This is a genomic window from Achromobacter sp. ACRQX, from assembly GCF_022346505.1.
Lineage (GTDB): Bacteria > Pseudomonadota > Gammaproteobacteria > Burkholderiales > Burkholderiaceae_B > Achromobacter > Achromobacter animicus.
The window spans coordinates 18,208-42,559 of the sequence record NZ_JAKRML010000015.1 but is presented as its reverse complement, the minus strand read 5'-3'; the positions used below and the strand labels follow the sequence as shown (position 1 = coordinate 42,559).

Annotated in this window: 20 protein-coding genes; 13 read left to right on the top strand and 7 right to left on the bottom strand. The window is 67.2% G+C overall.

What is annotated here, in order from left to right; all coding sequences use genetic code 11:
• Nucleotides 1–23: 23 nt before the first annotated feature.
• Both MHZ91_RS15130 and MHZ91_RS15125 read right to left on the bottom strand, forming a co-directional pair.
• On the bottom strand, nt 24–650 hold the full coding sequence (locus MHZ91_RS15130; protein ID WP_239214379.1) for a HutD family protein: 627 nt from the start codon (nt 648–650) through the stop codon (nt 24–26).
• Nucleotides 634–1,821, bottom strand: coding sequence for an FAD-binding oxidoreductase (locus tag MHZ91_RS15125; protein ID WP_239214376.1), 1,188 nt, complete (start codon nt 1,819–1,821; stop codon nt 634–636). The genes MHZ91_RS15130 and MHZ91_RS15125 overlap by 17 nt, the downstream gene beginning before the upstream one ends.
• 203 nt (nt 1,822–2,024) lie before the next feature.
• On the opposite strand from MHZ91_RS15125, the gene MHZ91_RS15120 reads away from it, so the two are divergent.
• From MHZ91_RS15120 to MHZ91_RS15110, 3 genes are read left to right on the top strand one after another with little or no spacing between them, the layout of a single operon-like run.
• Complete coding sequence (locus MHZ91_RS15120; RefSeq protein ID WP_239214373.1) at nt 2,025–3,023, top strand: ABC transporter substrate-binding protein; 999 nt, start codon at nt 2,025–2,027, stop codon at nt 3,021–3,023.
• An 18-nt stretch (nt 3,024–3,041) separates the two neighbouring features.
• The gene (locus MHZ91_RS15115) at nt 3,042–3,812 is read left to right on the top strand and encodes an ABC transporter permease (RefSeq protein ID WP_175124152.1); all 771 of its coding nucleotides are present in this window, start codon (nt 3,042–3,044) and stop codon (nt 3,810–3,812) included.
• A complete protein-coding gene (locus tag MHZ91_RS15110; RefSeq protein WP_239214370.1) occupies nt 3,800–4,588 on the top strand; it encodes an ABC transporter ATP-binding protein in 789 nt (262 codons plus the stop codon). The genes MHZ91_RS15115 and MHZ91_RS15110 overlap by 13 nt, the downstream gene beginning before the upstream one ends.
• On the opposite strand, the gene MHZ91_RS15105 is transcribed toward MHZ91_RS15110, so the two are convergent.
• Nucleotides 4,585–5,622 (bottom strand): LysR substrate-binding domain-containing protein, encoded by a 1,038-nt coding sequence (locus MHZ91_RS15105; RefSeq protein ID WP_239214367.1) that lies wholly within the window; start codon nt 5,620–5,622, stop codon nt 4,585–4,587. The genes MHZ91_RS15110 and MHZ91_RS15105 overlap by 4 nt on opposite strands.
• Nucleotides 5,623–5,715: 93 nt before the next feature.
• Between MHZ91_RS15105 and cydC the strand changes: the two genes are divergently transcribed.
• Together cydC and MHZ91_RS15095 are read left to right on the top strand one after the other, a co-directional pair.
• Nucleotides 5,716–9,324, top strand: a complete 3,609-nt coding sequence (gene cydC, locus MHZ91_RS15100; protein ID WP_239214364.1) for a thiol reductant ABC exporter subunit CydC — start codon at nt 5,716–5,718, stop codon at nt 9,322–9,324.
• 455 nt (nt 9,325–9,779) lie between these two features.
• A complete protein-coding gene (locus MHZ91_RS15095) occupies nt 9,780–11,666 on the top strand; it encodes an ABC transporter ATP-binding protein (protein ID WP_239214361.1) in 1,887 nt (628 codons plus the stop codon).
• Nucleotides 11,667–11,925: 259 nt separating this feature from the next.
• Here the strand turns inward: MHZ91_RS15095 and MHZ91_RS15090 are convergent, their stop codons facing one another.
• Nucleotides 11,926–12,558: a LysE family translocator gene (locus tag MHZ91_RS15090; protein WP_239214358.1), complete on the bottom strand. Its 633-nt coding sequence runs from the start codon at nt 12,556–12,558 to the stop codon at nt 11,926–11,928.
• A 132-nt stretch (nt 12,559–12,690) separates the two neighbouring features.
• Between MHZ91_RS15090 and MHZ91_RS15085 the strand changes: the two genes are divergently transcribed.
• Entirely contained in the window at nt 12,691–13,173 is a 483-nt protein-coding gene (locus MHZ91_RS15085) for an Lrp/AsnC family transcriptional regulator (RefSeq protein WP_105238374.1), read from the top strand.
• Nucleotides 13,174–13,339: 166 nt separating this feature from the next.
• Here the strand turns inward: MHZ91_RS15085 and MHZ91_RS15080 are convergent, their stop codons facing one another.
• Nucleotides 13,340–14,014, bottom strand: a complete 675-nt coding sequence (locus tag MHZ91_RS15080; protein ID WP_218343455.1) for a DJ-1/PfpI family protein — start codon at nt 14,012–14,014, stop codon at nt 13,340–13,342.
• A gap of 90 nt (nt 14,015–14,104) precedes the next feature.
• Between MHZ91_RS15080 and MHZ91_RS15075 the strand changes: the two genes are divergently transcribed.
• Nucleotides 14,105–14,992: a DJ-1/PfpI family protein gene (locus MHZ91_RS15075; RefSeq protein WP_239214473.1), complete on the top strand. Its 888-nt coding sequence runs from the start codon at nt 14,105–14,107 to the stop codon at nt 14,990–14,992.
• A gap of 796 nt (nt 14,993–15,788) precedes the next feature.
• On the opposite strand, the gene MHZ91_RS15070 is transcribed toward MHZ91_RS15075, so the two are convergent.
• Together MHZ91_RS15070 and MHZ91_RS15065 are read right to left on the bottom strand one after the other, a co-directional pair.
• A complete protein-coding gene (locus tag MHZ91_RS15070) occupies nt 15,789–16,511 on the bottom strand; it encodes an SDR family oxidoreductase (protein ID WP_239214355.1) in 723 nt (240 codons plus the stop codon).
• Nucleotides 16,508–17,500: a tripartite tricarboxylate transporter substrate binding protein gene (locus tag MHZ91_RS15065; protein ID WP_175124144.1), complete on the bottom strand. Its 993-nt coding sequence runs from the start codon at nt 17,498–17,500 to the stop codon at nt 16,508–16,510. Before MHZ91_RS15065 ends, MHZ91_RS15070 begins: the two co-directional genes overlap by 4 nt.
• 103 nt (nt 17,501–17,603) lie before the next feature.
• On the opposite strand from MHZ91_RS15065, the gene MHZ91_RS15060 reads away from it, so the two are divergent.
• From MHZ91_RS15060 to MHZ91_RS15035, 6 genes are all read left to right on the top strand, one after another.
• Nucleotides 17,604–18,644 (top strand): cyclase family protein, encoded by a 1,041-nt coding sequence (locus MHZ91_RS15060; RefSeq protein WP_239214352.1) that lies wholly within the window; start codon nt 17,604–17,606, stop codon nt 18,642–18,644.
• 3 nt (nt 18,645–18,647) lie between these two features.
• Nucleotides 18,648–20,252 (top strand): AMP-binding protein, encoded by a 1,605-nt coding sequence (locus MHZ91_RS15055; RefSeq protein WP_239214349.1) that lies wholly within the window; start codon nt 18,648–18,650, stop codon nt 20,250–20,252.
• A gap of 14 nt (nt 20,253–20,266) precedes the next feature.
• On the top strand, nt 20,267–21,010 hold the full coding sequence (locus MHZ91_RS15050; RefSeq protein WP_105238367.1) for a GntR family transcriptional regulator: 744 nt from the start codon (nt 20,267–20,269) through the stop codon (nt 21,008–21,010).
• Nucleotides 21,011–21,182: 172 nt separating this feature from the next.
• Nucleotides 21,183–22,424, top strand: coding sequence for an ABC transporter substrate-binding protein (locus tag MHZ91_RS15045; protein ID WP_370647822.1), 1,242 nt, complete (start codon nt 21,183–21,185; stop codon nt 22,422–22,424).
• Between the two features lie 179 nt (nt 22,425–22,603).
• On the top strand, nt 22,604–23,815 hold the full coding sequence (locus MHZ91_RS15040; RefSeq protein WP_239214345.1) for a hypothetical protein: 1,212 nt from the start codon (nt 22,604–22,606) through the stop codon (nt 23,813–23,815).
• 50 nt (nt 23,816–23,865) lie between these two features.
• Nucleotides 23,866–24,303, top strand: coding sequence for an NUDIX hydrolase (locus MHZ91_RS15035; RefSeq protein ID WP_218343448.1), 438 nt, complete (start codon nt 23,866–23,868; stop codon nt 24,301–24,303).
• Nucleotides 24,304–24,352: the final 49 nt, after the last annotated feature.

The window sequence follows — 24,352 nt, the reverse complement described above, 5'->3', positions numbered from 1 at the left end:
TGACTGGGACGGCTGTAGTTTGGTCAGTCCGGGAAGCTTTTCTGGACGGTGATGTCCAGGATCACGGTGAAGTCGGTTTGCGTGGCTGGGGCGCCGGGGTTGGCGACGCCCGGCGTACCGACGCCCGGCGTATCGACGCCCGGCGTGTCGACGCCCGGCATTTCCACGCCGCGCGTCATCTCGTATGCCCCCGCCGTCACCCGCACCCGCGTAACCTCGAGCCCATCCGCGCCGGCCGGCAACGCGCCGACCTCGCAGCAACCGGACGCCGACCCCGAACAGGTCACCGACGCCCTTGCACCGCCTCGCAAGACAAAGAGATTCAGCACCTGCACCGGTCCGCCCACCAACGTGGATTGCAGCAACGCATCGCCGCCAAACACCGCCGGTTCACGCAGCCGCAATGGCACGGCCACACCCTCGCCTTGCAGCATCACGCCCTCGCCCGCCAGCACGACCGACACGCGGTCATACCCGGGAAAGCGTGAATACGGCCCATCGCGTTCGATATCGGCGATGCTGACGCGCCAGCGCCCGGCCGGATCAGCCGCCAGCGTGCGCGTGACACCCCCGCCGTTCTTCCACGGCTCGGGCGGCAGCGCCAACCAGCTGGCTTGCACCGGACCGCGCGGATCAGGAGACTGCGCCAAGGCCGTACTTCCCGGTCAACAGCGCGCCGCGCTGAAAGCGCCCCAATTCGTAAGGCGTGAGCGACACGTCGGTCGCCAGACCCAGCGCTTCCTGCGCCAGCACGCGGCCCACGGTGGGCGAGAGCTTGAAGCCGTGGCCCGAGAAGCCGAAGCCCACGATCAGCCCTTCGACCCCCGGCACACGGCCCAGCACGGGGTTCCAGTCAGGCGTCACGTCGTAGACACCGGTCCACGACGACGCCAGTCCGGCGGCCTCATACGCGGGGAAGCGGTCTGCCACCTGCGCGCCCACCTCGGCCACGTAGTCCAGCGGAATGTCGCCCTGCTCGGCATCGCTCTTTTGCAGCGCCTCGCCGACGATGCCTTCGCTGACCAGCATCTGGTTGCCGCCATAGCTGCGGCAATACAGCATGCCGGGCGAGGCCAGGTCCTTGAAGACAGGCATCGAATACGTATAGGGCGCCGCGTCGCATTCCAGCGCGAGCACGGCGTGGCGCTCCGGCACGACGGGCATCGCCACGCCGGTCCAGCCGGCGAGTTCCGGCGTCCAGATGTTCTGCGTGCTGATGACGAGCGGCGCGCTGTAGTCGCCCTCGGATGTCACCACGCCCGTCACGCGGCCGTTGTCGATGATCAGGCGCTGGACGTTGACGTTTTCGCGGATGGTGACGCCGCGGCGGCGGGCGCCGCGTGCAAAGCTGGTGGCCACCAGATACGCGTCCGCAAAGCCCGCCTCGGGCTCATAGCCGATCAGCGCGGCGTTGTCGAAGGACGCAATGGGCAGCAGCTCGCGCGCCTGCGCGGCATTCAGCAATTCCAGCGCGATGCCCTGCGCCTGCTGCTGCGCCAGCGCGCCGCGTAGCGGTTCCAGCTTGTCGTCGTCGGCGGCGGTGATCAGGTAGCCGCACTTGACCAGGCCGCACGAGGCCTCTTCGTCGCCCAGATAGCTGGCGAAATTGTTGAACACGCTCCACGAACGCTGGGCCAGCTCCACGTTCTCGCGCACGGAATAGTGCGTGCGCAGGATGCCGGACGACTGCGACGTGGTGCCCGCGCCGATGGTCTCGCGGTCCAGCACCAGCACGTTCTTCGCACCGAGTTCGGCCAGGTGAAACGCCACCGAACTGCCGATCACGCCGGCACCAATCACGATCACGTCAAAACTTTTCACGACAAGGCTCCAAGGACAAGTGCGGCGAGTGTGGACCCGCCGTTTCGGAGCTGCAGAAATTTAAGCGCCGCTGATGTTGACCATCGCCGCTCCTTATATTCATGCCGCCGCCAGGCGCTCGGGCGAAAGTCTCGTCTGCCGCACCCCAGAGTGCCGGCGACATGGAATCTATCGGTCAATCTACATTCAAGTAGGGGAAAAATATGAACATGAATCGCCGCGCCATGCTGGTGCGCACCGCTGCACTTGCGGGCGCAAGCGCCCTGGGCTTTCCGATGATCGGCCGCGCCGCCGGCGCGTCCTACACCTATGGCGGCTCGGCCTGGCTGGGCCATTACTCCGCCTACATCGCGATGAAGACGGGGCTGTTCGCCAAGCAGGGTCTGGTCATCAAATGGCAGAGCTTTGCCACGTCGTCGGACCGCATGAGCGCGGTGATGGCGGGCAATGTGGACCTGGCGGGCACGGGCGTGGTGTCGTCGCTGGCGCTGATGGCCGCCGGCGCGCGCCAGTTCCAGGTCATCGCCACCCCCAACAACTTCGGCCGTGCCGAAGGCGTGCTCGTGCGCGACAACGTCAAATCCGTTGCCGACCTGAAGGGCAAGAAGATCGGCGTCACGTACGCCTCCAGCGCCCACGTGCTGCTGCTGGACGTTCTGCGCCAGGCCGGCCTGAATCCCGATCGCGATGTCTCGATCATCAACCTGCCCGCGACCAACCTGCTGTCTGCCTACCAGGGCAACCAGATCGACGCGGCCGTGGCCTGGACGCCGGCGTTTGACCGCATCAAGGCCGTGCCGGGCACGCACGTGCTGCTGGACGACACCGCGTTCTCGCTCTACAAGCAATACGCCATCACCCCCGGACCCGACGTGCTGCTGACGCACGCCAAGCTGGGCAAGGAAAATCCGGACGCCGTGCGCAAGTTCCTGCAGGCGGTGTTCCAGGCCAACGCCATGCTGACCAACCAGCCCGAGGAAGCGGCCGGCGTGCTGCTGGAGCTGACCGGCCTGTCCAAGGACGAGCAGCTGGCCGTTATCAAGCAGACGCAGTGGTATTCGGCTGAAGATCAGAAGGCGCTGATGATCGAGCCCGGCAACTTCGTGAACGGCATGCAGAAGCTGGCCGAGATGCTGGTGTCGCTCAAGCAGATCGACCGCGCGCCCACCGTCAAGGACTGGGTCCAGTCCTCGTACCTCTGAGCCCGGGACAGTCTGCCTATGTCCACACGTTCGTCATCCCGCGAAACGCGCCTGCTCTGGGTCAGCGTGTTTTCGCTGCTGGGTTTTCTGCTGATGTGGGAAGGCCTGTGCCGTGCCGGCGCGGTCGATCCCATCTTCCTGCCCGCGCCGTCCCAGGTCTTGGCGCGCGCGCTGTCCATGTCTGACCAGGGCACGCTGTTCTACAACGTGCTGGCCTCCACGCGCCGCGTCATGGTGGGCTTTCTGGCTGCCGTGATCGTGGCGATTCCGCTGGGCATCCTGCTGGGCACGTCGAAGGTGGCGCGCGCCGTCTTCGATCCCATCATCTCGTTCCTGCGTCCCCTGCCGTCCATGAGCTGGATTCCGCTGTCGCTGCTGTGGTTCGGCATCACCGAAACGCAGAAGTACAGCATCGTGTTCATGGGGTCCTTCGTGCCCGCGTTGCTGTACGTGATGGAGGCCTCGCGCAGCATCGACCCCGTGCTGGTACGCGCCGCGCGCAACCTGGGCGCCAACCGCTGGCAGGTCATGCGCGAGGTGCTGTTTCCGGGCTGTCTGCCGCAGATCCTGTCGGGCATGAAGATCATCCTGGGCCTGTCCTGGACCTGCGTGATCTCGGCCGAACTGGTGGCGTCCAAGGAAGGCCTGGGCTTCATGATCATGAACGGCAAGGAATTCTTCCAGACCGACACCGTGGTGCTGGGCATGGTGCTGATCAGTTTCACCGTGCTGGTGACCGATCTGTGTTTGCGGCTTCTTGAACGATGGGTGCTGGCATGGCAGCGATGAACGACACGATGATCCGGCTGACGGACGTCTCCAAGGCCTACGGCGAAGTGCCGGTGCTGGACAAGGTCAACCTGGAGGTCAAGCGCGGAGAATTCCTGGTGCTGCTGGGCGCCTCGGGCTGCGGCAAATCGACACTGCTGAATCTGATGGCGGGCTTCATCACGCCCAACACGGGCTCGGTGGAGATCAACGGTAGAAAGGTCACCGACGTGACCGCCGCCTGCGGCATGGTGTTCCAGCAGTACGCGCTGTTTCCGTGGCGCACGGTGCAGGAGAACGTGGAGTTCGGCCTGAAGATGCGCGGCATGTCGCGCCAGGAGCGCGCGCCGATCGCCCGCAAGTTCATCGAGATGGTGGGCCTGAAGCACGCGGCGGACAAGTATCCGCACGCGCTGTCGGGCGGGATGAAGCAGCGCGTGTCGATTGCGCGCGTGCTGGCCAACGACCCGGACGTGATGCTGTTCGACGAGCCGTTCGCGGCGCTTGATGCGATGACCCGGCAGGTGCTGCAGGACCAATTGCTGTCGATCTACGAGCAGAGCGGCAAGACCATCGTCTTCATCACGCACTCCATCGACGAGGCGCTGACCCTGTCGACGCGGATGGCGGTCATGGGTTCCAAGCCCGGCCGCATCGTGCAGGACATCCAGAACGACCTGCCGCATCCGCGCAGCGCGGACGTGCAATTGTCGCCGCGATTCGTGGAACTGAAGCGGGCGATCTGGGAGCGCGTGCAGGAGGAAGTGACGCGCAGCATGGAGTTGACGGCCGATTAACCGCGCCGCGTGCGCGATCCGGCTGGACGATCTTGATGCTCGGCGTGAACGTCATGCGGGGCAAGGCTGCCGAATACGCCGTCGGGGCTTTGCCACGCGCCTGTGCTGCGGCCTTCCTCGGCCAGAAACTCCACCAGCGCGGGCAATGAGGGATCCATCGGCCGGTTGGCGTGGATGCGCATGACATAGCCCCACGAGCCCGGCATGCGCAGATGGGGAATCAGCGGCACCAGCCGGCCGCTCGCCAGGTCTTCGTCGATCAGCGGCGCGCGGCCTAGCGCGATGCCCACCCCGGCCGCCGCGGCGGCCACCACGGTGCTCAAGCCGCTCAGCACCATCGGATCCTGCCAATCATCCGGCGCAATCCCCAGCCGGGGTCCCCACGTGCGCCAATCGGTCTCGGGGCTGTCGATGTGCTTTTCTTCCAGCCAGCGGTGGCGCATGAACACGCGCGGGTCATTGCGGTCGGCCTCGGGCACCAGTGCCGGACTGCACACCGGCACCACGGTTTCGGTCATCAGCGGAATGTCGCCCGGCGCGGCAATGTGCGGCCCCATCGCGCGCACGTGCAGGAAGGCCAGGTCGATGTCCTGGGTTTTCCAGGCCGGATCCTGGCTGGCGTGCAGATACACCTGGATGTCGATGTCCGGATGCAATTCAATGAAGCGGCCGATGCGCGGCGCCAGCCACAGCGCGGCCAGCGACGGGTTGGCGGACACGTTCAGGGTGTAGCGCCGCTTGCCGCGGGCGCTGGCCCGGACATTGCGGCAGGCGGTCTCCAATAGGGTCAAGGCCTGTTGTACGGAAGCCAGCAGCGCAGCGCCCGCTTCCGTGGTTTCGGCGCGCCGCACGGTGCCGCCGCGGCGCAGCAGCGAGGTTCCCAGGTCGGCTTCCAGCGCCCGCAACTGATGGCTGACTGCGCTTTTCGTGACGTTGAGCTCGGCAGCGGCGCGGCTCAGGCTCCCTAGACGGGCCACGGCTTCGAAGGCGCGCAACGCGGCCAGCGGCGGCGTGCGGGTAGAGGAATCGGACATCGGTTGAGTTTATCTCAACCCTTGATTGAAAATTCATCGCTTTCGCGCGCGCGCCGGATCGGGGACGATGCAGGCTCTGGATGGAGTAATGCTATGTATTTCGATTCGAGGCTGTGGCGTCTGACCGAGGGTCTGCGTGCCGGCATGGCGGGCGGCATCTTTCTGGGCCTGTTGGCGCTGGCGGCCGGGATTGCGCGGTACGTGTTCCTGGGGCAGTTGCTCGCACGCGTTTTCGACGGGGCGCCGTGGCAGGAATGGGCAATGCCGGCGCTATGCGTGGCGGCCATGGTGCTGCTGCGGGCGTTGCTGGACGACTGGCGCACGGTGCAGGCCAACCGCACATCCGCTGCCATCCAGCACACGCTGCGCGCGAAGCTGTATGACCGCATCGTCGCGTTGGGACCGGCATGGTTCGCCAACCAGCGCACGGGCGGCGTCATGCTGACCGTGGTGGACGGCGTCGAACAGTTGCAGACCTTCTTCGGACAGTATCTGCCGCAGGTCGCCATCGCGGCCGCCGCACCCTTTGCCATCTTTGCCGTCATTGCGTTCTGGGACGTGCCGACCGCCCTCGTCTTCCTGGCCGCCGCCCTCTTCGCATTGTTCGGGCCGATGGCGGTGCACATGCTGGACCGCCGTGCCAGCCTGGCGCGCAGCCGGTCGCTCAACGAATTCGGTGAAGAGTTTCTGGACGCGGTCCAGGGGCTGCCCACGCTCAAGTCGTATGGCCAGGGCAAGGCCTGGGGCGAGCGGCTTGCCGCCCGCGCTCGCAGTCTGTCCGACAACACGTTCTGGGTACTGTCCGTCAGCCTGCTGACGCGCGGCATCAGCGACCTGGGCGTGGCGCTGGGCGCCGCGCTGGCGCTGACGCTGGGCGCCTGGCGCGTGACCACCGGCGACATGAGCGTCGAGGCGCTCTTGATCGTGCTGATGGCGGGCACCGAGATTTTCCGCCCACTGCGCGATCTGCGCGCGGTGCTGCACCGGGGCATGCTGGGCCAGTCGGCCGCCGCCAGCATTCACGCGCTGATGGACGCACAGCCACTGACGCCCGCCCCCGACGCGCGCGCCGCGCAAGCGGGCCCTGCGCGCCTGGCGCCGACCATCGAGTTCGACGACGTCGCCTTTTCGTACACGCCCGAACGCGCTGCCCACCGGGGCCTGGCGTTCCGCATTGCGGCGGGCGAACGGGTCGGCGTGGTCGGCCCCAGCGGCGCGGGCAAGTCCACCATCGTGCGGCTGCTGCTGCGCGAATGCGTGCCGCAATCCGGCGCGGTCCGCGTGGGCGGGCACGACGTCAACGCGCTGGACACGCAGTTCCTCTTGTCACACATCGCGCTGGTCAGCCAGGACATCACGCTATTTCACGGCACCATCGACGACAACCTGCGGCTGGGCCGCCCCGACGCAACGCTTGATGAGGTGCGCGCCGCCGCCCGCGCCGCCAACATCGACGACTTCATCATGGCGCTGCCGGACGGCTACGCCACGCGCATTGGCGAGCGCGGCCTGCAATTGTCGGGCGGCCAGCGCCAGCGCGTGGCGATCGCCCGCGCCCTGCTGCGCGACGCGCCCATCCTGATCCTGGACGAGGCGCTTTCGTCGGTCGACACCGAGAACGAGGCGCTGATCCAGCAGGCGCTGGACCGCCTCATGGCCGGCCGCACGACGCTGATCCTGGCGCACCGGCTGGCCAGCGTGATCGGCGCGGACCGCATCCTGGTGCTGGACCAGGGCCGAGTGGCCGAAGCCGGACCGCATGCCGACCTGATGCGCGAGAAAGGGCTGTACTACCGCCTGATGCACGAACAGGCGGCCGCGCACCGCAATCCGGCCGCCGGCTCCCTGCCCTCGGCACAGCAGGCGGCGGGCAATCCCGCCGCCGAGCCCGACGACGGCAACGCGCCCGGTCCGGCCCTGCGGTCGCTGGACGCGGATGCCGAGCAGGTCGGCTGGCGCGCCACACTGGGCACCCTGCTGTCGGTGGTGCGCCCATGGCGCGGCACCCTCATCGCGACCATTCTGCTGGGCGTGGCGCGTGTCGCCGCCTTCATCGGCGTGGGCGTGTTCAGCGCCCTGATCGTGGCCGCCATCCGCGACGGCGGCGATACCACCGCGCTGATCGTCGGCCTGCTGATCGCCGCGCCGCTGGCCGCGCTGTTCCATTGGCTGGAATCGTGGCTGGCGCATGCGATGGCCTATCAGCTCCTGGCCGACATGCGCGTCAAGCTCTACGACAAGCTGGAACGGCTGGCGCCCGCGTACCTGCTGCAACGCCGCTCGGGCGATCTGGTCGCGCTGGCCACACAGGACGTGGAGATGGTCGAGTATTTCTACGCGCACACCATCGCGCCGGCCATCGTGTCCGTGCTGGTGCCGTTGTCCGTGCTGGGTTTCCTGGGGTTCTACAGTTGGCCGGTGGCGCTGGCGCTGCTGCCGTTCCTGGCCTATGCGCTGGTCTCTCCCGTGCGCGGCCGGCGCCGCGTCGATGCGTTGGGCGACAAGGCGCGCGAGGCGCTGGGTGAAATGAGCGCTCACACCACCGACACCATCCAGGGCCTGGCCGACCTGACCGCCTTCCAGGCGACGGGCCGCCGCCGCGATCAGTTCTTGAAGGTCGCCGATCACTATCGGGCGCGGCGCTTGGCCATCCTGCGCGACCTGTCCCGCCAGACGGCCTGGTTTGAAATCGCGATGGGCTTGGGCGGACTCGCGGTGGCTGTCGTGGGCGCGCTGCAGGTGCAGGCCGGTACGCTGGCGGCCGCCATGCTGCCGCTGCTGGTGCTGATCGCGCTGGCGACGTTCCTGCCGGTGTCCGAGATCTCGCAGGTCAGCCGGCAACTGGCCGACACCATCGCCGCCACGCGCCGCCTGCACGTGGTGGCCAACGAACGCGAACCCGTCGTGGACGGCCCCCTGCCCGCGCCGGTGGCGCCGCATGGCCTGTCGCTCGCGTTCGAGCGCGTCAGCTTCGCCTACCCCGGCAAGCGCCAGGACACGCTGCGGCAGCTTAGCTTCACCGCGCCTGCCGGCGCCACGGTGGCGATTGTCGGCGCCTCGGGCGCGGGCAAGAGCACGGTGGCGAGCCTGTTGCTGCGCTTCTGGGATCCCCGCGAAGGCGCAGTCAAGCTGGACGGCGTGGACGTGCGCCAACTCCAGCTCGACGGCCTGCGCGAGCGCGTGGCGCTGGTCACGCAGGACACTTATCTGTTCAACGACACGCTCGAAGGCAACATCCGGCTGGCGCGTCCCGAGGCCAGCCGCGAAGATCTGATGCGTGCACTGGAACAGGCGGCACTGGCCGACTTCGTGCAGCGTCTGCCCGAGGGGCTGGCCACGCGCGTGGGCGAACGCGGCATGCAGTTGTCAGGCGGTCAGCGGCAGCGCATCTCGATTGCGCGCGCCTTCTTGAAGAACGCGCCGGTGCTGATTCTGGACGAAGCCACGTCGCATCTGGACACGCTGTCGGAAATGCAGGTGCGCGGCGCGCTCGACGTGCTGATGCGCCACCGCACGACGCTGGTGATTGCGCATCGCCTGTCCACCATTCGCGACGCCGACCTGATCCTGGTGCTGGACCGCGGCACGCTGGCCGAGTCCGGCACGCACGACCAACTGCTGCGCAAGCAAGGCGTGTATGCGCGGCTGGCAAGCCATCAGGGCGGGTATACCGCTGCGGGCGCGGCGTCGCTGCCCGGTTAGCGCGGCGGTTGCGCCGCTCGTTGTGCCCGCTGATCCGCTGCGATCGTCTTGATCGCAGCGTTTGCGACGCATGCGGCGTCGGGCGCATTTGCCGCATCCGCCGCGTTGAAAAAAACCGACATCGCATTCTGTCCCCACGCGCGGCCCGTTGATTCGCCTACATCACTTGGATAGAATCGGCAATTCGGGCCTGTGCCCACTTCCTTTTTTCCCCTCACCCACCGACAGGGAGGCCGCATGATGTACCCCATGCCGAACGCCGTCCCGCGCGTGTCCCCGCGACGCCATTAAGTCGTCGCCCGCGCGGCACCATCGCCAGTTCACTACCTGGCGACCGGTCCGCCGTGCCCATTTGAACCCTTAACGCAGTTGCCAGCGCCCCTTCCGGCGCACGGCGTGTTTTTCCTCTTTCCTTACAAGGAACCTGGCGTGTGCTCTGCCGCCAGGCCATGGCAATGGCTAGAAAAAAAATCGATTTTCGAGGACAGGCCTTCAAGGATGTCCTGGGCTTTACCTTCCGCTATTGGGGCCGGCAGCCGCTGCGCATCGTCGTGATCGTGGCGCTGGCGCTGCTGTCCGCCGTGGCCGACGTGCTGACCCCGATGTACGCCGGCCGCCTGGTCGACGCCGTGGCTTCGGGCGCGGCCGGCGACCAGCTTGCCTGGACCGCCGCCATCACCGCCTTCTGGCTGCTGGTTGCGCTAGGCGTGGGCGGGACGCTGCTGCGCCAGGCGGTGTTCCAGAACATCATCACCTTCACGCTGAAGATGATGAACGGCATCGCCTCGAATGCCTTTTACCGCGTGCAGCGCTTTTCGACCGACTGGCATGCCAACAGCTTCGCGGGGTCGACAGTGCGCAAGATCACGCGCGGCATGTGGGCGGTGGACCTGCTCAATGACACGTTGCTGGTGGCGCTGCTGCCGTCGGTCGTCATGCTGGTGGGCGCCACCGCGCTGCTGGGCGCGCATTGGCCGCTGATGGGGCTGGTCGTGGGCCTGGGTTCGGTGCTCTACATCGCCGTCACCGCCACGCTGTCGCTGGCGTACGTGGCGCCCGCCGCGCGCCTGGGCAATGCCTGGGATACGCGCATGGGCGGCGCGCTGGCCGATGCGGTCAGCTGCAACGCCGTGGTCAAGGCCTTTGGCGCGGAGACGCGTGAGGAAGCGCGGCTGGACCGCGTCATCGACAAGTGGCGCCGCCGCACGCGCCGCACCTGGATCCGCGCTACGTTCAACGGCGGCATCCAGGGCGCGATGCTCGTCGCCATGCAGGCCTCGATCCTGGGCGCATCGCTGCTGCTGTGGTCGCGCAACCAGGCCAGCGTGGGCGACATCACCTTCACGCTGACCATGTTCTTTGTGCTCCAAGGCTATCTGCGGGACGTGGGCATGCACATCCGCAACCTGCAGCGCTCGGTCAACGACATGGAGGAACTGGTGTCGCTGGAGAAGCAGCCGCTGGGCGTGGAAGACCGGCCGGGCGCGGGCGACATTGCGGTGACGGCAGGCGAGATCCGCTTCGAAGACGTGACGTTCCGCTATGGCGCGCACAACGTCGCGCTGTACGACCGGTTCTCGGTGCGCATCGCGCCGGGCGAACGGGTGGGCCTGGTCGGCCACTCGGGTTCGGGCAAAACGACTTTCATCAAGCTGATCCAGCGCTTGTACGACGTGAACGGTGGCCGCATCACCATCGACGGGCAGGACATCGCCCAGGTGAAGCAGGCGTCGCTGCGCGGGCAGATCGCGATCGTGCAGCAGGAGCCCGTGCTGTTTCACCGGACGCTGGCGGAAAACATCGCCTACGCCCGCCCCGGCGCGTCGCAGGCCGACATCGAGCAGGCTGCCCGGCTGGCCAGTGCGCATGACTTCATCATGGCGCTGCCCAAGGGCTACGAGACGCTGGTCGGTGAACGCGGCGTGAAGCTGTCCGGCGGCGAACGCCAGCGCGTAGCGATTGCGCGGGCGTTCCTGGCGGACGCGCCGATCCTCATCCTGGACGAAGCCACGTCCAGCCTGGACAGCGAAAGCGAGGTGCTGATCCAGCGCGCGATGGACCGCCTGATGGAAGGCCGCACGACGCTGGTCGTAGCGCACCGCCTGTCGACAGTCCGGGCTCTGGACCGCCTGCTGGTGATGGACCATGGCCGCGTGATTGAAGAAGGCAGCCACGACGCGCTGATCCGCCTGAAGGGCGGCCTGTACCGGCGCCTGTTCGAGCGCCAGGCGCTGGAGCTGACCAAGGGACTGGATCCCGCGGAACTGCTGGAAGACGGCGCCGTACCGCCGCCCGCCAAGGCTGACGAGGTCGACGCAGCGTCGTTCGCCTTCGGCAAGTAACGCAGGTGCGGTGCTAAGCAATAAGGCCCGGCGCGATCGCGCGCTGGGCCTTATTTTGTTGCGGATTTCGACGCATAGGGCCGGTGTCTGACACCTCATTTGGTCCTACAAAATCCCGGGTGTCAGACACTTCAATTGGTCCTACAAAATCCCGGGTGTCTGACACTTCATTTGGTCCTGAAAAATCCATGGATGTCTGACACCTCATTTGGTCTTACAAAACCATGGCTGTCCAACTCCCAACCAGGTGCCGCGCACCTCAGGCCGGGCGATTGGCGAAGGTCAGGCGCAACCCGAAGCCGATCAGGGCGGTGCCGAAGACCAGGCTCTGGATCTTTTGTGCGCGCGGGCTGGCGGACATCCAGCGGCCTACCGCACCGCCCGCCAGCGCGCACAGCACGTCGAACGTCAGGCCCAATCCGACGAGGATGACGCCCAGCACGGCGAACTGCTGGCCAATCGGGCCGCGCTCCGGCGACACGAACTGCGGCAGGAGCACCGAGCAGAACAGCAAGGCCTTGGGGTTGAGCACATTGGTGAGCACGCCGCTCATCAGCGCGGGTCCCCAGCCTGCATGTCGCGGCGCGGCCTCCCCGTCCAGGGGCGGAACGGCAAGCGGCGCGCGCAAGAGACGGATCCCCAGCCACACCAGATAGCAGCCGCCCACCGTGCGCGCCGCGTCGAACGCCCAGGGGTGCGTCTTGAACAAGGCCGCCAGACCCAGCGCGGCCAGCGTCACGTGCGCCGCACGAGCAATCGCCAAGCCCGCAGCCACCGCCAGCGCCTGCCCGCGGCCGCGCAGCAGACCGGTTTCCAGCAGCAGGATCATGTCCGGCCCGGGCACCACGTACACAATCAGCAAGGCTCCCAGAAACAACGCCATATCGGCCATGACCGCGCTCCACCGCAAGTTTTCAATGGCGAGATTCTAGAAAAAAGAGGCTGGCATGTGCTTGCCATTCTTGCCAACTTGGATACCATTCCTGGCACAACCCACCAACCCAAGCCTGAATTCCACAAATCCATGCCAAAACGCCAACTTGACGCCTACGACCGCCGGATTCTGGAGGCGCTGCAGAAGAACGGCCGGCTCACTAACGTGGAGCTGGCGGACCAGATCGGCCTGTCGCCCTCGCCCTGCTTGCGGCGCGTACGGATGATGGAAGAAGCCGGCGTCATCCAGGGCTACGAAGCGCGGCTGGATCCGCACGAGGTCGGATTGGGATTGACGGTATTCGTGGGCGTGAAGGTCGAACGCCACCATGAGCGCGACGCCGAAATGTTCCGCAACGAGGTCAGCGCGCTGCCGGAAGTGATCGCCGCGCATCTGGTGTCCGGCGAGTCCGACTTCCTGTTGCAGGTCGTGGTGCCCGACCTGCGCGGGTACGAGCAGTTCCTGCTACATACCTTGCTGAAACTGCCCGGCGTCAAGGACATCCGCAGCAACTTCGCGATCCAGACGGTCAAGCCGCAGAGCCCGCTGCCGCTGGACCATCTGGGGCGGTGAGCGGCGCAGCGATAAAGGCTATGCGACCCCTCTTCAAAGGCAGGGGCACCGCTGTGACGGCATGAACTTCGCCGCCACGGCATCGCCATCGTCGCGACACCTCCCCCCCGCGGCATGGCCGCCGCCGACACGGCCGAATCGCCGCCCTCTTGCCATGCTCACCGCCTCACCGCATGGCGGCCGCCGCCCGATCCACCGCCGCGCTGCGTCGCTCGAATCGCGCCTGCGACATCGCCAGATAGCGCTCCACAATCGCCGGCTCCGACGTCTTGGGCGTGCCGCCCGGAAACGGCGGCTTCGGATCGTATTCGATCTGCAACTGGATCAGCTTGGCGACATCCTCGCCGCACAGCGACGCCACCACCTTCAGCCCCATGTCGATCCCCGACGTCACGCCGCCGGCCGTGAACACATTGCCGTCCACACACAGGCGCTCGTCGCTCGGCGTGGCCCCAAACCGCGCCAGCAGTTCCCTCGCCCGCCAGTGGCTCGACGCCCGCTTGCCCCGCAGCAGCCCGGCCGCGCCCAGCAGCAGCGATCCCGTGCAGATACCGAACAGGTATTTGGCGCCCTGCCCCTGCCTGCGGGTGAAATCCACCCACGCCGGATCGACGATGGCGTCGTCCGTGCCCGGCCCGCCCGGCACGACTAGCAGGTCGCAAGGCGGCGCCGAGTCGATCGTTTGCGTAGGCACGAAGCGCAACCCCCGGTCGCAGCGCACCGGCTCCATCGTTTTTGCGACAAAATCCACGGTAAATCCCGGCGCGTTCGCCAGCACTTCGTACGGCCCGGTCATATCCAGCTGAGTCAGCCCTTCGAACAAGACGATATTCACCTTCATGACGTTGCTCCCATGAAAACGCCAGAACCCAGCATAGGCGAACGCGCGCCGCGCGGTGCGCCAGAAAGCGCGCCAATCGCGCCACAACGCGTGCTGTTCGTGCTGTACGACGGTTTCCAGCCGCTGGACCTGGCCGGACCGTGGCAGGCCTTCAGCTCGGCCAACGAAGAGTCGGGCCGCCAGTTATATGCCTTGAACACGATCGCGGCATCTCCGGTGGTAACCACCTGGGAACAAGGGCTGCGCATGCAAGTGGACGGCACCTTCGAAGCGGACGACGACGCGCCCATCGACATGCTGCTGGTGCCCGGCGGCCCCGGCGTGGATCGCGCCGCGGCGCACGGCGAAACGCGCGCCTGGCTACGCCGCCGCGACGCCGGCACACGCCGCACCAGCAGCGTCTGCACGGGCGCATTCATCCTGGCCGCCGCCGGCCTGCTCGATGGCCGCGCCGTCACCACGCACTGGCGCTCGGCCGACCGGCTGCGCAAGCTTTACCCGGGCCTGCGCGTCGACGACGACCGCATCTTCATCGAAAGCGGCAAATACTGGACCTCCGCGGGCGTCACCGCCGGCATCGACCTGGCGCTGGCGCTGATCGAACGCGACTTCGGCGCCGCGCTGTCCCAGCAGGTCGCGCGGCGGCTGGTGGTCTTCATGCGCCGCAACGGCGACCAACGCCAGTACAGCCAGACGCTGCGGCTGCAGGACCGCGTGGCCGCCCCATTCCGCGAACTGGTCGAAAAAATGGAAGCACGCCTGTCGGCCCGCTGGTCGGTGGACGACATGGCCGACGCCTGCGGCATGTCGCGGCGCACCTTCCAGCGCAAGTTCGCAGCACACTTCGGCGTCGCGCCGACCGAAGTGCTGCGGCGTCTGCGCGAAGAGCGCGCCGGTGCCTTGGAGGGCGCGGGGAAGATGACGAGGAAGGCCGTCGAGCAACACGTGGGTCCGGTGTTCAAGCGTCCGCGGCAGTAGTGGCAAGGCCGCGTGTCAGCAGCTATGACGGCAAGGCTGTGTTCGATCTTCGTAGGTCGCCCGACGCCGCGGTCCCCGTTGGCACGAGCGCCCACGATTGCGGTCCGGAGCCTTCGCTCCGGCCTCCCCCTTCGTCATCTTCGTCCGCCTTCGGCTCCCTTCAGATTCCCTCGGGCGCATCGACGGCGCTCGTGCCAACGGGGACCACGACGCCGTGCTACGAGGGTCTTTGGTTTGCGCGCTACAAGACCTGTGTGCGGGGCAGGAAATCTGCGGGGCCGCCGGGTTGCTGCCGCCCGGACGGCGGCAACCCGGCATTGGGTCGGTGGGTCGTCGTGGCGGTGTGCGCTTGCGCGCTGATGGGGATCAGGGTGTCAAACAGCGAATTTATGACACTCCCACTGACCCTGACGCAGAAGCGGAAGCAGCCACACGCGAAGCGTCATCGCCACGACGCAAGACAGCGCGTAAGCCCACGAAGGCCGCCCGCGCGGCCGCCCGGGGGCGGGCACCGCAAGACGCTTCTCTTCCACACCAGTGCGTGCCAAAACCTCAAGAACCCAACTCGCCCCAACACCCTCAAAGATCAAGCAAGTCGAGCCCGGTGCGGCGTGGGCCTGGGGCGGGCGGGGCGTTTAGATGCGCCCGAGGGAAACCGTAGGGAGCCGAAGGCGTACGAGGTTGACAACGGGGCAGTCCGGAGCGAAGGCTCCGGACCGCAATCGGAGCCCCGCCCGCCCCAGGCCCACGCCGCGCCGGGCGTCTCAAGAACGCCGACGATGGCCAGCAACGACACTCAAGCTAACAACCCCACCGACATCCCCCCGCAAACATAAAGCACCTGCCCAGTCACAAACCCCGCCCGCGGGTCCAGAAACATAGCCACGGTATGCGCCACCTCATCCGGCCGCCCCACGCGCCCCACGGGAATCGCCGCCTCCAGCGCCAGCGTCTTCGGTGCCCCTGGCGGATTGGACTGGTTGAACAGCTCGGTAGCAACCGGCCCAGGCGCCACGGTGTTCACCGTAATGCCATCGCCCGCCAGCTCCAAAGCCCAGGTCCGCGTCATCCCCGCCAGCCCCGCCTTGGACGCCCCATACACCGACCGACCGCCCTTGCCCAGCGCCGCCCGGCTGCCGATATTCACGACACGCCCGTACTTCGCCTGCCGCATCCCCGGCAATAGCGCCTGCATCAGCAGAATCGGCGCAGTCAGATTCAACGCCATCGTCCGCGCCAGTTCCTCCTGCGTAATGTCCTCGATGTTCGCAACCTGGATCATCCCCGCGTTGTTGACCAGATGCAGCACCGGTTCCTGCGCCGCCAACTCACGGCCCGCAGCAATAGTCGCCGCCGCGTCGCACAGGTCCACCGACCGGAACGTCTCGCCCGGCAACAGTGTCTCGGGCGCCGTACGGCTGAAATTGACGACCTGAAAGCCGTCTTCAATCAGCCGCGCCACGATGGCGCGGCCGATTCCCCGGCTTGCGCCGGTCACGAGAGCGAAGGGTGAATTCATTGCGCCTTGATTCCCTGGTCCTTGATGAGTCCGCCCCACTTCTTGCGTTCGGCGGATTCGAACGCGGCCAGATCCTTGCCGAACAGGGTGCCCGGCTTCGCGCCCATCGTGGCGAAGTTGGCGGCGATGGCCGGCGTCGCCAAGCCGCTCCGGGCGGCGGCAATCAGTTGTTCAACGACCGGCGCGGGGGTATTGCGCGGCGCATACAACGCAAACCACGCCGTCACGTCAAACCCCGGCAATCCGGACTCGGCAACCGTCGGCAAGTCTGGCACCGACGGATCACGCGCCGCAGAAGTCACCGCCACCCCGCGCACCAGATTCCCGTCCTTGATCTGCGCCAGCGCCCCCGGCAGATTGTCGAACAGCAGATCCACCTGCCCGCCCGCCACCGCCGGCAGCGACGCCGACGTGCCCTTGAACGGCACGTGCAGCATCGTCACCCCGGCCATGGCCTCGAAGTAAGCCCCCGTCAGGTGCACCGACGAACCGATGCCCGGTGACGCGTAAGTCAGCTTCTTGTCCGTCGACTGCTTGGCCGCCTTGATCACGTCCGCCACCGTCTTGTACGGCGACTTCGCGCTGACCGCGATCACGTTCGGCGTCGTGGACACCAGCGCGATCGGCACCAGGTCGCGCTCGGGATCGAACGGCATGTTGCTGTAGAGAAACTGGTTGATCGTCTGCGTGCCGATCGTGCCCAGCCCCAGCGTGTAGCCGTCCGCCTTCGCCCGAGCGACGTAAGCCATGCCGATATTGCCGCCCGCGCCCGGCTTGTTCTCGACCAGCACCGTCTGCTTCAGGCCCGGCTGCAATGCGTTGGCGATGGCGCGGCCAAAGAGGTCCGCGCCGCCGCCCGGCGGATACGGTACGACGACGGTCACAGGGTGCTCGGGATAGCCCGCGGCGTGGACCGCAGGCAGCGCCAGAACGGCCAGCGCGGCAAGGGCGATGCGCCATCCGGCGCGCGGATGCTGCAATTGCGTCATGGTCTCGTCTCCTATCGAACCCGCTGATTGCGGATTTCTTTTTAAAGTACGTAAATACGTACTATATTCATAAGAACATGAAAAACCGACAGGAGACAAGCAGATGAAACGCTGGACGCAACGCCCCGAAGGTTCCACCTGGGGCGACTTCGGCCCGGATGACGAACTGGGCCGCCTGAACCTGCTGACCGAAGAAAAGGTGCTGCAGGCGGTGCGCGAAGTCCGTGCCGGCAAGGTCTTCTGCCTGTCGCTGCCGCTGGATCTGCCCGGCGGCAACGTGCTCAATCCGCGCCGCCACGCGCCCACCCTCAAGCCCACCTTCCGCGAAGGCACGCCCTATCTGAACTTTGCGATGTCGCAGGTACAGCCCGAAGCCATTGACGTGCTGTCGGACGATCAGGTCACGCTGTCGATGCAGTATTCGACGCAGTGGGACGGCCTGTGCCACGTGGGCGCCATGTTCGACATCCAGGGCGACGGCCAGGCGCGCCGCGTCTATTACAACGGTTACGCCGCCGGCGTGGACGTGTTTGGCGGCGCCGATCCCGACAACTCGGCAGCCGCCTGCTGCCCGCCGGGCGGCTCGTATGCGCGCAAGCTCAGCGTCAGCCGCTATGCCGAAAAAGGCATGCAGGGCCGCGGCGTGCTGGTGGACTTGGCGCGTGCCTTTGGCCCGGGCCGCACGATCGTCGGCCATGCGCAGCTTCAAGCCGCCATGCGCGAGCAGGACGCCCAGCCCGAGCCCGGCGACATGCTGGTGCTGCGCACCGGTTTCGCGGAAGCCGTCGTGGCCATGAATGGCCACCCCGATCCGCACAAACTGGAGCAGACGGGCGCGGTGCTGGACGGCGCCGACCCCGCGCTGCTGGACTGGATCACGCATTCCGGCATCGCCGCCATCTGCGCCGACAACTACGCGGTCGAATCGTATCCTGCGCGCACATCCGGCCCCGGCCATTCCATCCTGCCGCTGCACCACCATTGCCTCTTCAAGCTGGGCGTACCGCTGGCCGAGCTGTGGTACCTGAAGGACCTGGCCGACTGGCTCCATGCAAACGGCCGCAGCCGGTTCCTGCTGACCGCCCCGCCCCTGCGCATGCCCGGCGCCGTCGGCTCGCCTGTGACGCCTATCGCCACGGTGTAAGCCATGCCCCTGCCGTACTCGACCTTCTCCGACCATCTGGACGCGCTGGCCGCCCGGCAACCCGATGCCGTTGCGCTCATCGATCGTGATCAACCGCTCAGTTTCGGGGACCTGCGCACGCGCGGCCTCGCGCTGGCGGCGGGCCTGGCCCGCATCGGCGTGCAGCCCGGGCACCGCGTCGCCGTCTGGCTCCCCAACTGCGCGGCCTGGGTCGAATCCTTTCTTGCGTGCGCCCATCTAGGCGCGCTGGTGCTGGCCGTCAACACGCGCTTCCGCTCGGTCGAAGTGGCCGACATCCTGGGCCGCGGCCGCGCCGACTGGCTGGTGTATTGGCCCGACTTCAAAGGCATCGACTTCCAGGGCATCCTGGATGGCGTCGCGCCCGTGGATGTGGATCAGTTGCAGGGCGCGGTCGCGCTGGCTGGGCCCGACGAACTTCCTCCGGCATCGCTTCACGGCAAACCGGTGCACCGGTACGACGCGCTGCTGGCCTGCGCCGACCCCGCCCCCGTCGCGCAAGCCAATGCCGGCGTGTTGTGCTTCACCACATCCGGCACCACGTCCAAACCCAAGTTCGTGCTGCACGATCAAAAGACCTTGTTGCGCCACGGCGCGATGGTGGCGCGGGCGTTCGGCTACGACGACCGGACCTGCGTGCTGGCCAGCGCGCCGTTCTGCGGCGCATTCGGTTTTGCGACATTGGCCGGCGGCCTGGCGCGCGGCGTGCCCGTCGTCTGCGCCCCTGTGTTCGACGCGGCCCAATCCGCGCAGGCCATCGCCCGGCACGCCGTCACCCACACCTACGCCAACAACGAGGCGCTGGTCGGCATGATGCAGGCCGCCGCGCCCGGCGCGTTTGCGTCCGTGCAGCTATTCGGCTTCGCCAGCTTCACCCCCGCGCTGGACAACATGCTGGACCTGGCCCGCGCGGCTGGCGTGCCGCTCACGGGCCTGTACGGTTCCAGCGAACTGATCGCGCTGGTGGCGGGCCAGCCCCGCGACCCCGCCGACGGCGACGTGTCGGCCCGCCACCAGCCCGGCGGCACGCTCATCTACCCCAACGCCCGTGTGCGCGCCCGCGATCCCGAGTCCGGCCAGGTGCTGCCGCATGGCCAGTCCGGCGAAATCGAAATCCTGTCGCCCAGCCTGATGCAGGGCTACCTGGACAACCCGGACGCGACCCGCGCAGCCGTGACGGATGACGGCTACTTCAAGACCGGCGACCTGGGCTACACGCTGACCGACCGCCAGTTCGTGTTCCAGACCCGGATGGGCGACTCGCTGCGGCTGTCCGGCTTCCTGGTCAATCCGGTGGAGATCGAACAGGTCGTCGAGACCCTGCCGGGCGTGCGGGCCTGCCAGGTGGTGGGCGCGACGCGCAACGGCAAGATCGTGCCGTACGCCTTCGTGCTGCTGCAGGAAGGCGCGCAGGCCGACCCGGCCGGTTGGACCGCGGCGTGCAAGGCGGCCATGGCAGGTTTCAAGGCGCCGGCGGGCTTTACCGTGCTGGACGCATTCCCGTCAGTGGAGAGCGCCAACTCGGTCAAGATCCAGAAGCACCGGCTGCGCGAGATGGCGGACGCTATGCTCTCGGCTTCCGCTTCATAGCCCTTCATCCCGCCATGCCCGCCCGCAAGCTTTTTTCGCGCAGTCCCCAGCCGCTTTATCTGCAGGCCGCCGCGCTGTTCCGCAGCCACATCCAGAACCGGACGTGGCGGCCCGGACAGCAGATCCCGCCGCTGGAATCGCTGATGGAGACCTACGGCATCTCGCGCGCGACCATTCGCCAGGCGTTCGGCCTGCTGGAAGAAGACGGCCTGATCCGGCGCTCGCGCGGCTCCGGCACCTTCGTCAACGCCGAACTGCCCGAAACTCCCACGCTGCTCATTCCCAAGACCTGGGCCGAAACGGTCGAACTGAGCAACCAGCTCGGCACGGTGTCGCTGGTGGAGTCCAGCGCCGACTCGCCGCTGCCCGACACGCTGGGCATGCCGTGCGGCGCCGACCGCAGCGGCAGCTTCCAGTACCTGCGGCGCATTCATACGACGGATGCAGGCCCCTTCTGCTACAGCGAGGTCTTTCTGGACAGCGGCCTCTTCCGTAAGCACCGCGCCCGCATTCAGAAAAGCACCGTCGCCCCGGTGCTGGACCAGTTTTACGGCGCGCGCATTTCTGAAGCCCGCCAGGTCCTGAACGTGATCGAAGCGGGGCAGGAGTCTGCCGAGTCGCTGCAGATACCCGTGTCTTCCCCGGTGGCCGAGCTGCGCCGCTATGCCTGCATCGACGGCCGCGTGGTGTATTTCGCGCGGCTGGAGTTTCCATTCCGCAAGGTGCGGATGGAGTTCGACCTGCTCACCAGCCGCTGAGCGCTTCACCCAATCTGCCTCAGGAGAAAGCCGCCCCCCACCAACGACCGCCGCCGTCCGAACACACTGGGTGCAGCAGCAAACAAAACCTACATACGCGCCCGCCATATCCGAAAAGAATCCGGCATACAGGGAGACAACCATGAGACATGCCGACAGGACCCGGATTTCAATGCAGTGCCGCAGCACGATTGTTCGCTTGTTCGCCACGACCGCCTTTGCCGCGGCCGCGCTTGCCGCCGCCATCGCACAGGCCCAGACGCCCGCCCCCGCCGTCTCCGACGACGTGGTGCGGCTGGGCCTGATCCTGGACATGAGCGGCGTCTATGCCGACGTGACCGGCAAGGGCAGCGCCACCGCCGCCGAGATGGCGATTGCCGACTTCGGCGGCACCGTGTTGGGCAAGAAGGTGGACCTGCTGGTGGTGGACCACCAGAACAAGGCCGACATCGCCGCCGCCAAGGCGCGCGAGTGGTACGACGTCCAGAAGGTCGACGCCATCATGGACGTCGCCGGCTCCGCGCCCGCGTTGGCCGTGCTGGAAGTGGCGCGTGAAAAGAAAAAGATCGTGGTCTTCAGCGGGCCGGGCACCGAGCGCATCACCAACGACCTGTGCTCTCCCTATTCCGTCCACTACACCTACGACACCTGGTCGCTCGCCAACACCACCGCACGCGCCACCGTGGAGCAAGGCGGCAAGAGCTGGTACTTCCTGACGGCGGACTACGCGTTCGGCCACACGCTGCAGGCGTCGGCCACCGACGTCGTGAAGGCCAATGGCGGCACGGTGCTGGGCGCCTCGCGCCACCCGCTCGGCTCCAGCGACTTCGCCTCTTATCTGCTGCAGGCGCAGGCCAGCAAGGCGCAGATCGTGGGCCTGGCCAACGCGGGCGGCGACACCGTCAACGCCATCAAGGCGGCCAGCGAGTTCGGGCTGACCAAGGGCGGGCAGAAGATGGCGGGCCTGCTGCTCTACATCAACGACATCCACGCCATCGGCCTGGACGCGGCCGCCGGCCTGACGCTGACTGAAGCCTTCTACTGGGACATGAACGACCAGACCCGCGCGTGGTCGCAGCGCTATTACGACAAGCTCAAGAAGATGCCCAACATGAGCCAGGCGGGCACGTATTCGTCGGTCATGCACTATCTGAAAGCGGTGCAGGCGGCAGGCACGGACGAACCCACGGCGGTGATGAAGCAGATGAAGGCCACGCCCATCAACGACTTCTTCGCCACCAACGGCCGCATCCGCGAAGACGGCCGCATGGTGCACGACATGTACCTGTTCGAGGTCAAGAAGCCGTCGGAATCCAAGCGGCCGTGGGACTACTACAAGCTGGTGGCCACGCTGCCGGGCGACCAGGCCTTCATGCCGCTGTCGCGGTCGACCTGCCCGCTGGTCAAGAAGTAGTACGGCGGGGCGTCCTCGGGGGGGGGCTGCGGCGGATGGCATCGGCGGCGTGAAGCGCCCGCCGCGGGAGACGCCCGCCGCGGGGACGCCCCGCCGCGGGGACGCCCGCCGCCGACTACGCCCGCCGCCGAGTACGCCCGGCGCGTTATCCTTGCCGCTTTGCCTTTCGCCGCTCCGACATGCCGCAACGCGCAGCCCGCATCATCGAGGGAACCATCGACCAGATCCGGGTCGCAACGCCGGTGCGGCGAAACGATGTCTTCCTGCGGGTCGGTGCGGAGACGATCTGGGGTTCCGCGCTGGACCCCTCGCACATCGCCCTGCTGCGCGCCTTCCACAATAAAGGCACTGCCGTGCGCATTGGCGTGCTGGAAGCCGAGCATGGCCTGAACCGCTTTTGCTGGGCCGTGCCCGCGCAAGGCGAACCCATTGCGCCGCTCACCTACCAGACCGCGCAAAGGCGCAGCGGGCGCGAGGCCGTCATCTCCGGCGCCGTGGGCGTGGCCGGCCTGGGCGCGGCGTGGCTGTCTGGCATCACCACGCTGCCGCGCGTGTTCCTGATGGTGTTCGCGCTGGTGATCGCGATGATTGGGCTGATACTTGCCGCGAGCGCCTTGCACGCCCTCTGGCACAACCGCCGCGAGCGGCCGCGCATCCTTGCCAGCGAGGCTCTGTTCGATCCCGCGAAGCGCCCAGCTGCCATGAACGCTGCGCCAGCCCCCTCACCGCTTCAGCAGGAACCGGCTGCGCTGACGCAGGAGGGCGATCCGCCCCTCCTCCTGATCCGCGGGCAGCTGGACGGCATCACGCATGAAACGCGGCATGTGCATAAGGGCCCGACTTACGGCCACTATCGCTTTTCGGTTCAGGGCCGCCAGTTCCTGATGACGGTCGATGAATCACTGGGAAGCTGGCAGCCGTTCCTGGCGCAGAACGACTACGTCGAGATGGCCGTCAATGCCCAACCGGCGCCAGACGAGCCGCACGCGGTGTATGCCCTGCGCAACCTTGAGGACGGGCGCACCTATATGTGTCATCTGCGATTCCGCGCCTTTCCCGGCAGGGACACGCCGGTCGGCGTCGGCATGAACCAGCGCGCGCCGCTGCTCAAGGCCATCGGCGGGTTGATGCTTGCGGTCTGGCTGTTCCTTATTGGCCTGACCTGGCTCATGGATCCCGAGGCGTTGCAGGGCGACTTTCCGGAACTCGCGTTGTTCATCCTGGGCATGTTCCTGCTGGTGTGGCTGTGCTTCGCTCTGCCGCTCCTCTGGCTCGACGTGCGGTGGCGCATGGGCAAGCCGACGCGGCGCCAGCGCATCACCGAACGCATCTATGCGCTGCTCGATCTGGGCACGCCGTTCGCGCCCAAGCGACGCATCGAAGAGGTATGAACGGACGGGGCGTATCCTTGCCGGACGTCTGACTGCCGCTGGAGATCCGCATGACCACCCCCGCCCCGCGCCCCATCGCTGCCACCATCGCCGCCGTCGTGCGCGACGGCCGCGTGCTGCTGGTGCGCCGCGCCAACCCGCCCGATCAGGATCGCTGGGCGTTTCCGGGCGGCAAGATCGACGCGGGCGAACGGCTGGCTGACGCGGCCGCGCGCGAATTACTGGAAGAGACCGGCGTCACTGCCGAGCCGCTGCACGTCTTTGACGCCGTCGACGTCTTCGACCGCGACGACACCGGCGCCCTGCGCCGCCACTTCATCCTGATCGCCGTGCTGTGCCGCTGGGTGTCCGGTGAGCCGGTAGCGGGGGACGATGCCCGCGATGCGCGCTGGGTGTCCCTGGCTGACCTTGATGCCCACGCGCTGGCCACGAGCTTCGGGGTGGCGGAGCTGGCGCACAAGGCGGCAGATCTGATGGCAGCGCGCTAAACGCCCGATACGTTAAGGTGTAGCCCCACACCCCTTGTCTCTTCATTCC

Excerpts from the sequence above, each read along its gene's own strand:
- MHZ91_RS15120 (WP_239214373.1), top strand. The coding sequence starts at position 2,025 with ATGAACATGAATCGCCGCGCCATGCTGGTGCGCACCGCTGCACTTGCG.
- MHZ91_RS15115 (WP_175124152.1), top strand. The coding sequence starts at position 3,042 with ATGTCCACACGTTCGTCATCCCGCGAAACGCGCCTGCTCTGGGTCAGC.
- MHZ91_RS15110 (WP_239214370.1), top strand. The coding sequence starts at position 3,800 with ATGGCAGCGATGAACGACACGATGATCCGGCTGACGGACGTCTCCAAG.
- MHZ91_RS15105 (WP_239214367.1), bottom strand. The coding sequence starts at position 5,622 with ATGTCCGATTCCTCTACCCGCACGCCGCCGCTGGCCGCGTTGCGCGCC.
- cydC (WP_239214364.1), top strand. The coding sequence starts at position 5,716 with ATGTATTTCGATTCGAGGCTGTGGCGTCTGACCGAGGGTCTGCGTGCC.
- MHZ91_RS15095 (WP_239214361.1), top strand. The coding sequence starts at position 9,780 with ATGGCTAGAAAAAAAATCGATTTTCGAGGACAGGCCTTCAAGGATGTC.
- MHZ91_RS15090 (WP_239214358.1), bottom strand. The coding sequence starts at position 12,558 with ATGGCCGATATGGCGTTGTTTCTGGGAGCCTTGCTGATTGTGTACGTG.
- MHZ91_RS15085 (WP_105238374.1), top strand. The coding sequence starts at position 12,691 with ATGCCAAAACGCCAACTTGACGCCTACGACCGCCGGATTCTGGAGGCG.
- MHZ91_RS15080 (WP_218343455.1), bottom strand. The coding sequence starts at position 14,014 with ATGAAGGTGAATATCGTCTTGTTCGAAGGGCTGACTCAGCTGGATATG.
- MHZ91_RS15070 (WP_239214355.1), bottom strand. The coding sequence starts at position 16,511 with ATGAATTCACCCTTCGCTCTCGTGACCGGCGCAAGCCGGGGAATCGGC.
- MHZ91_RS15065 (WP_175124144.1), bottom strand. The coding sequence starts at position 17,500 with ATGACGCAATTGCAGCATCCGCGCGCCGGATGGCGCATCGCCCTTGCC.
- MHZ91_RS15060 (WP_239214352.1), top strand. The coding sequence starts at position 17,604 with ATGAAACGCTGGACGCAACGCCCCGAAGGTTCCACCTGGGGCGACTTC.
- MHZ91_RS15055 (WP_239214349.1), top strand. The coding sequence starts at position 18,648 with ATGCCCCTGCCGTACTCGACCTTCTCCGACCATCTGGACGCGCTGGCC.
- MHZ91_RS15050 (WP_105238367.1), top strand. The coding sequence starts at position 20,267 with ATGCCCGCCCGCAAGCTTTTTTCGCGCAGTCCCCAGCCGCTTTATCTG.
- MHZ91_RS15045 (WP_370647822.1), top strand. The coding sequence starts at position 21,183 with ATGCAGTGCCGCAGCACGATTGTTCGCTTGTTCGCCACGACCGCCTTT.
- MHZ91_RS15040 (WP_239214345.1), top strand. The coding sequence starts at position 22,604 with ATGCCGCAACGCGCAGCCCGCATCATCGAGGGAACCATCGACCAGATC.
- MHZ91_RS15035 (WP_218343448.1), top strand. The coding sequence starts at position 23,866 with ATGACCACCCCCGCCCCGCGCCCCATCGCTGCCACCATCGCCGCCGTC.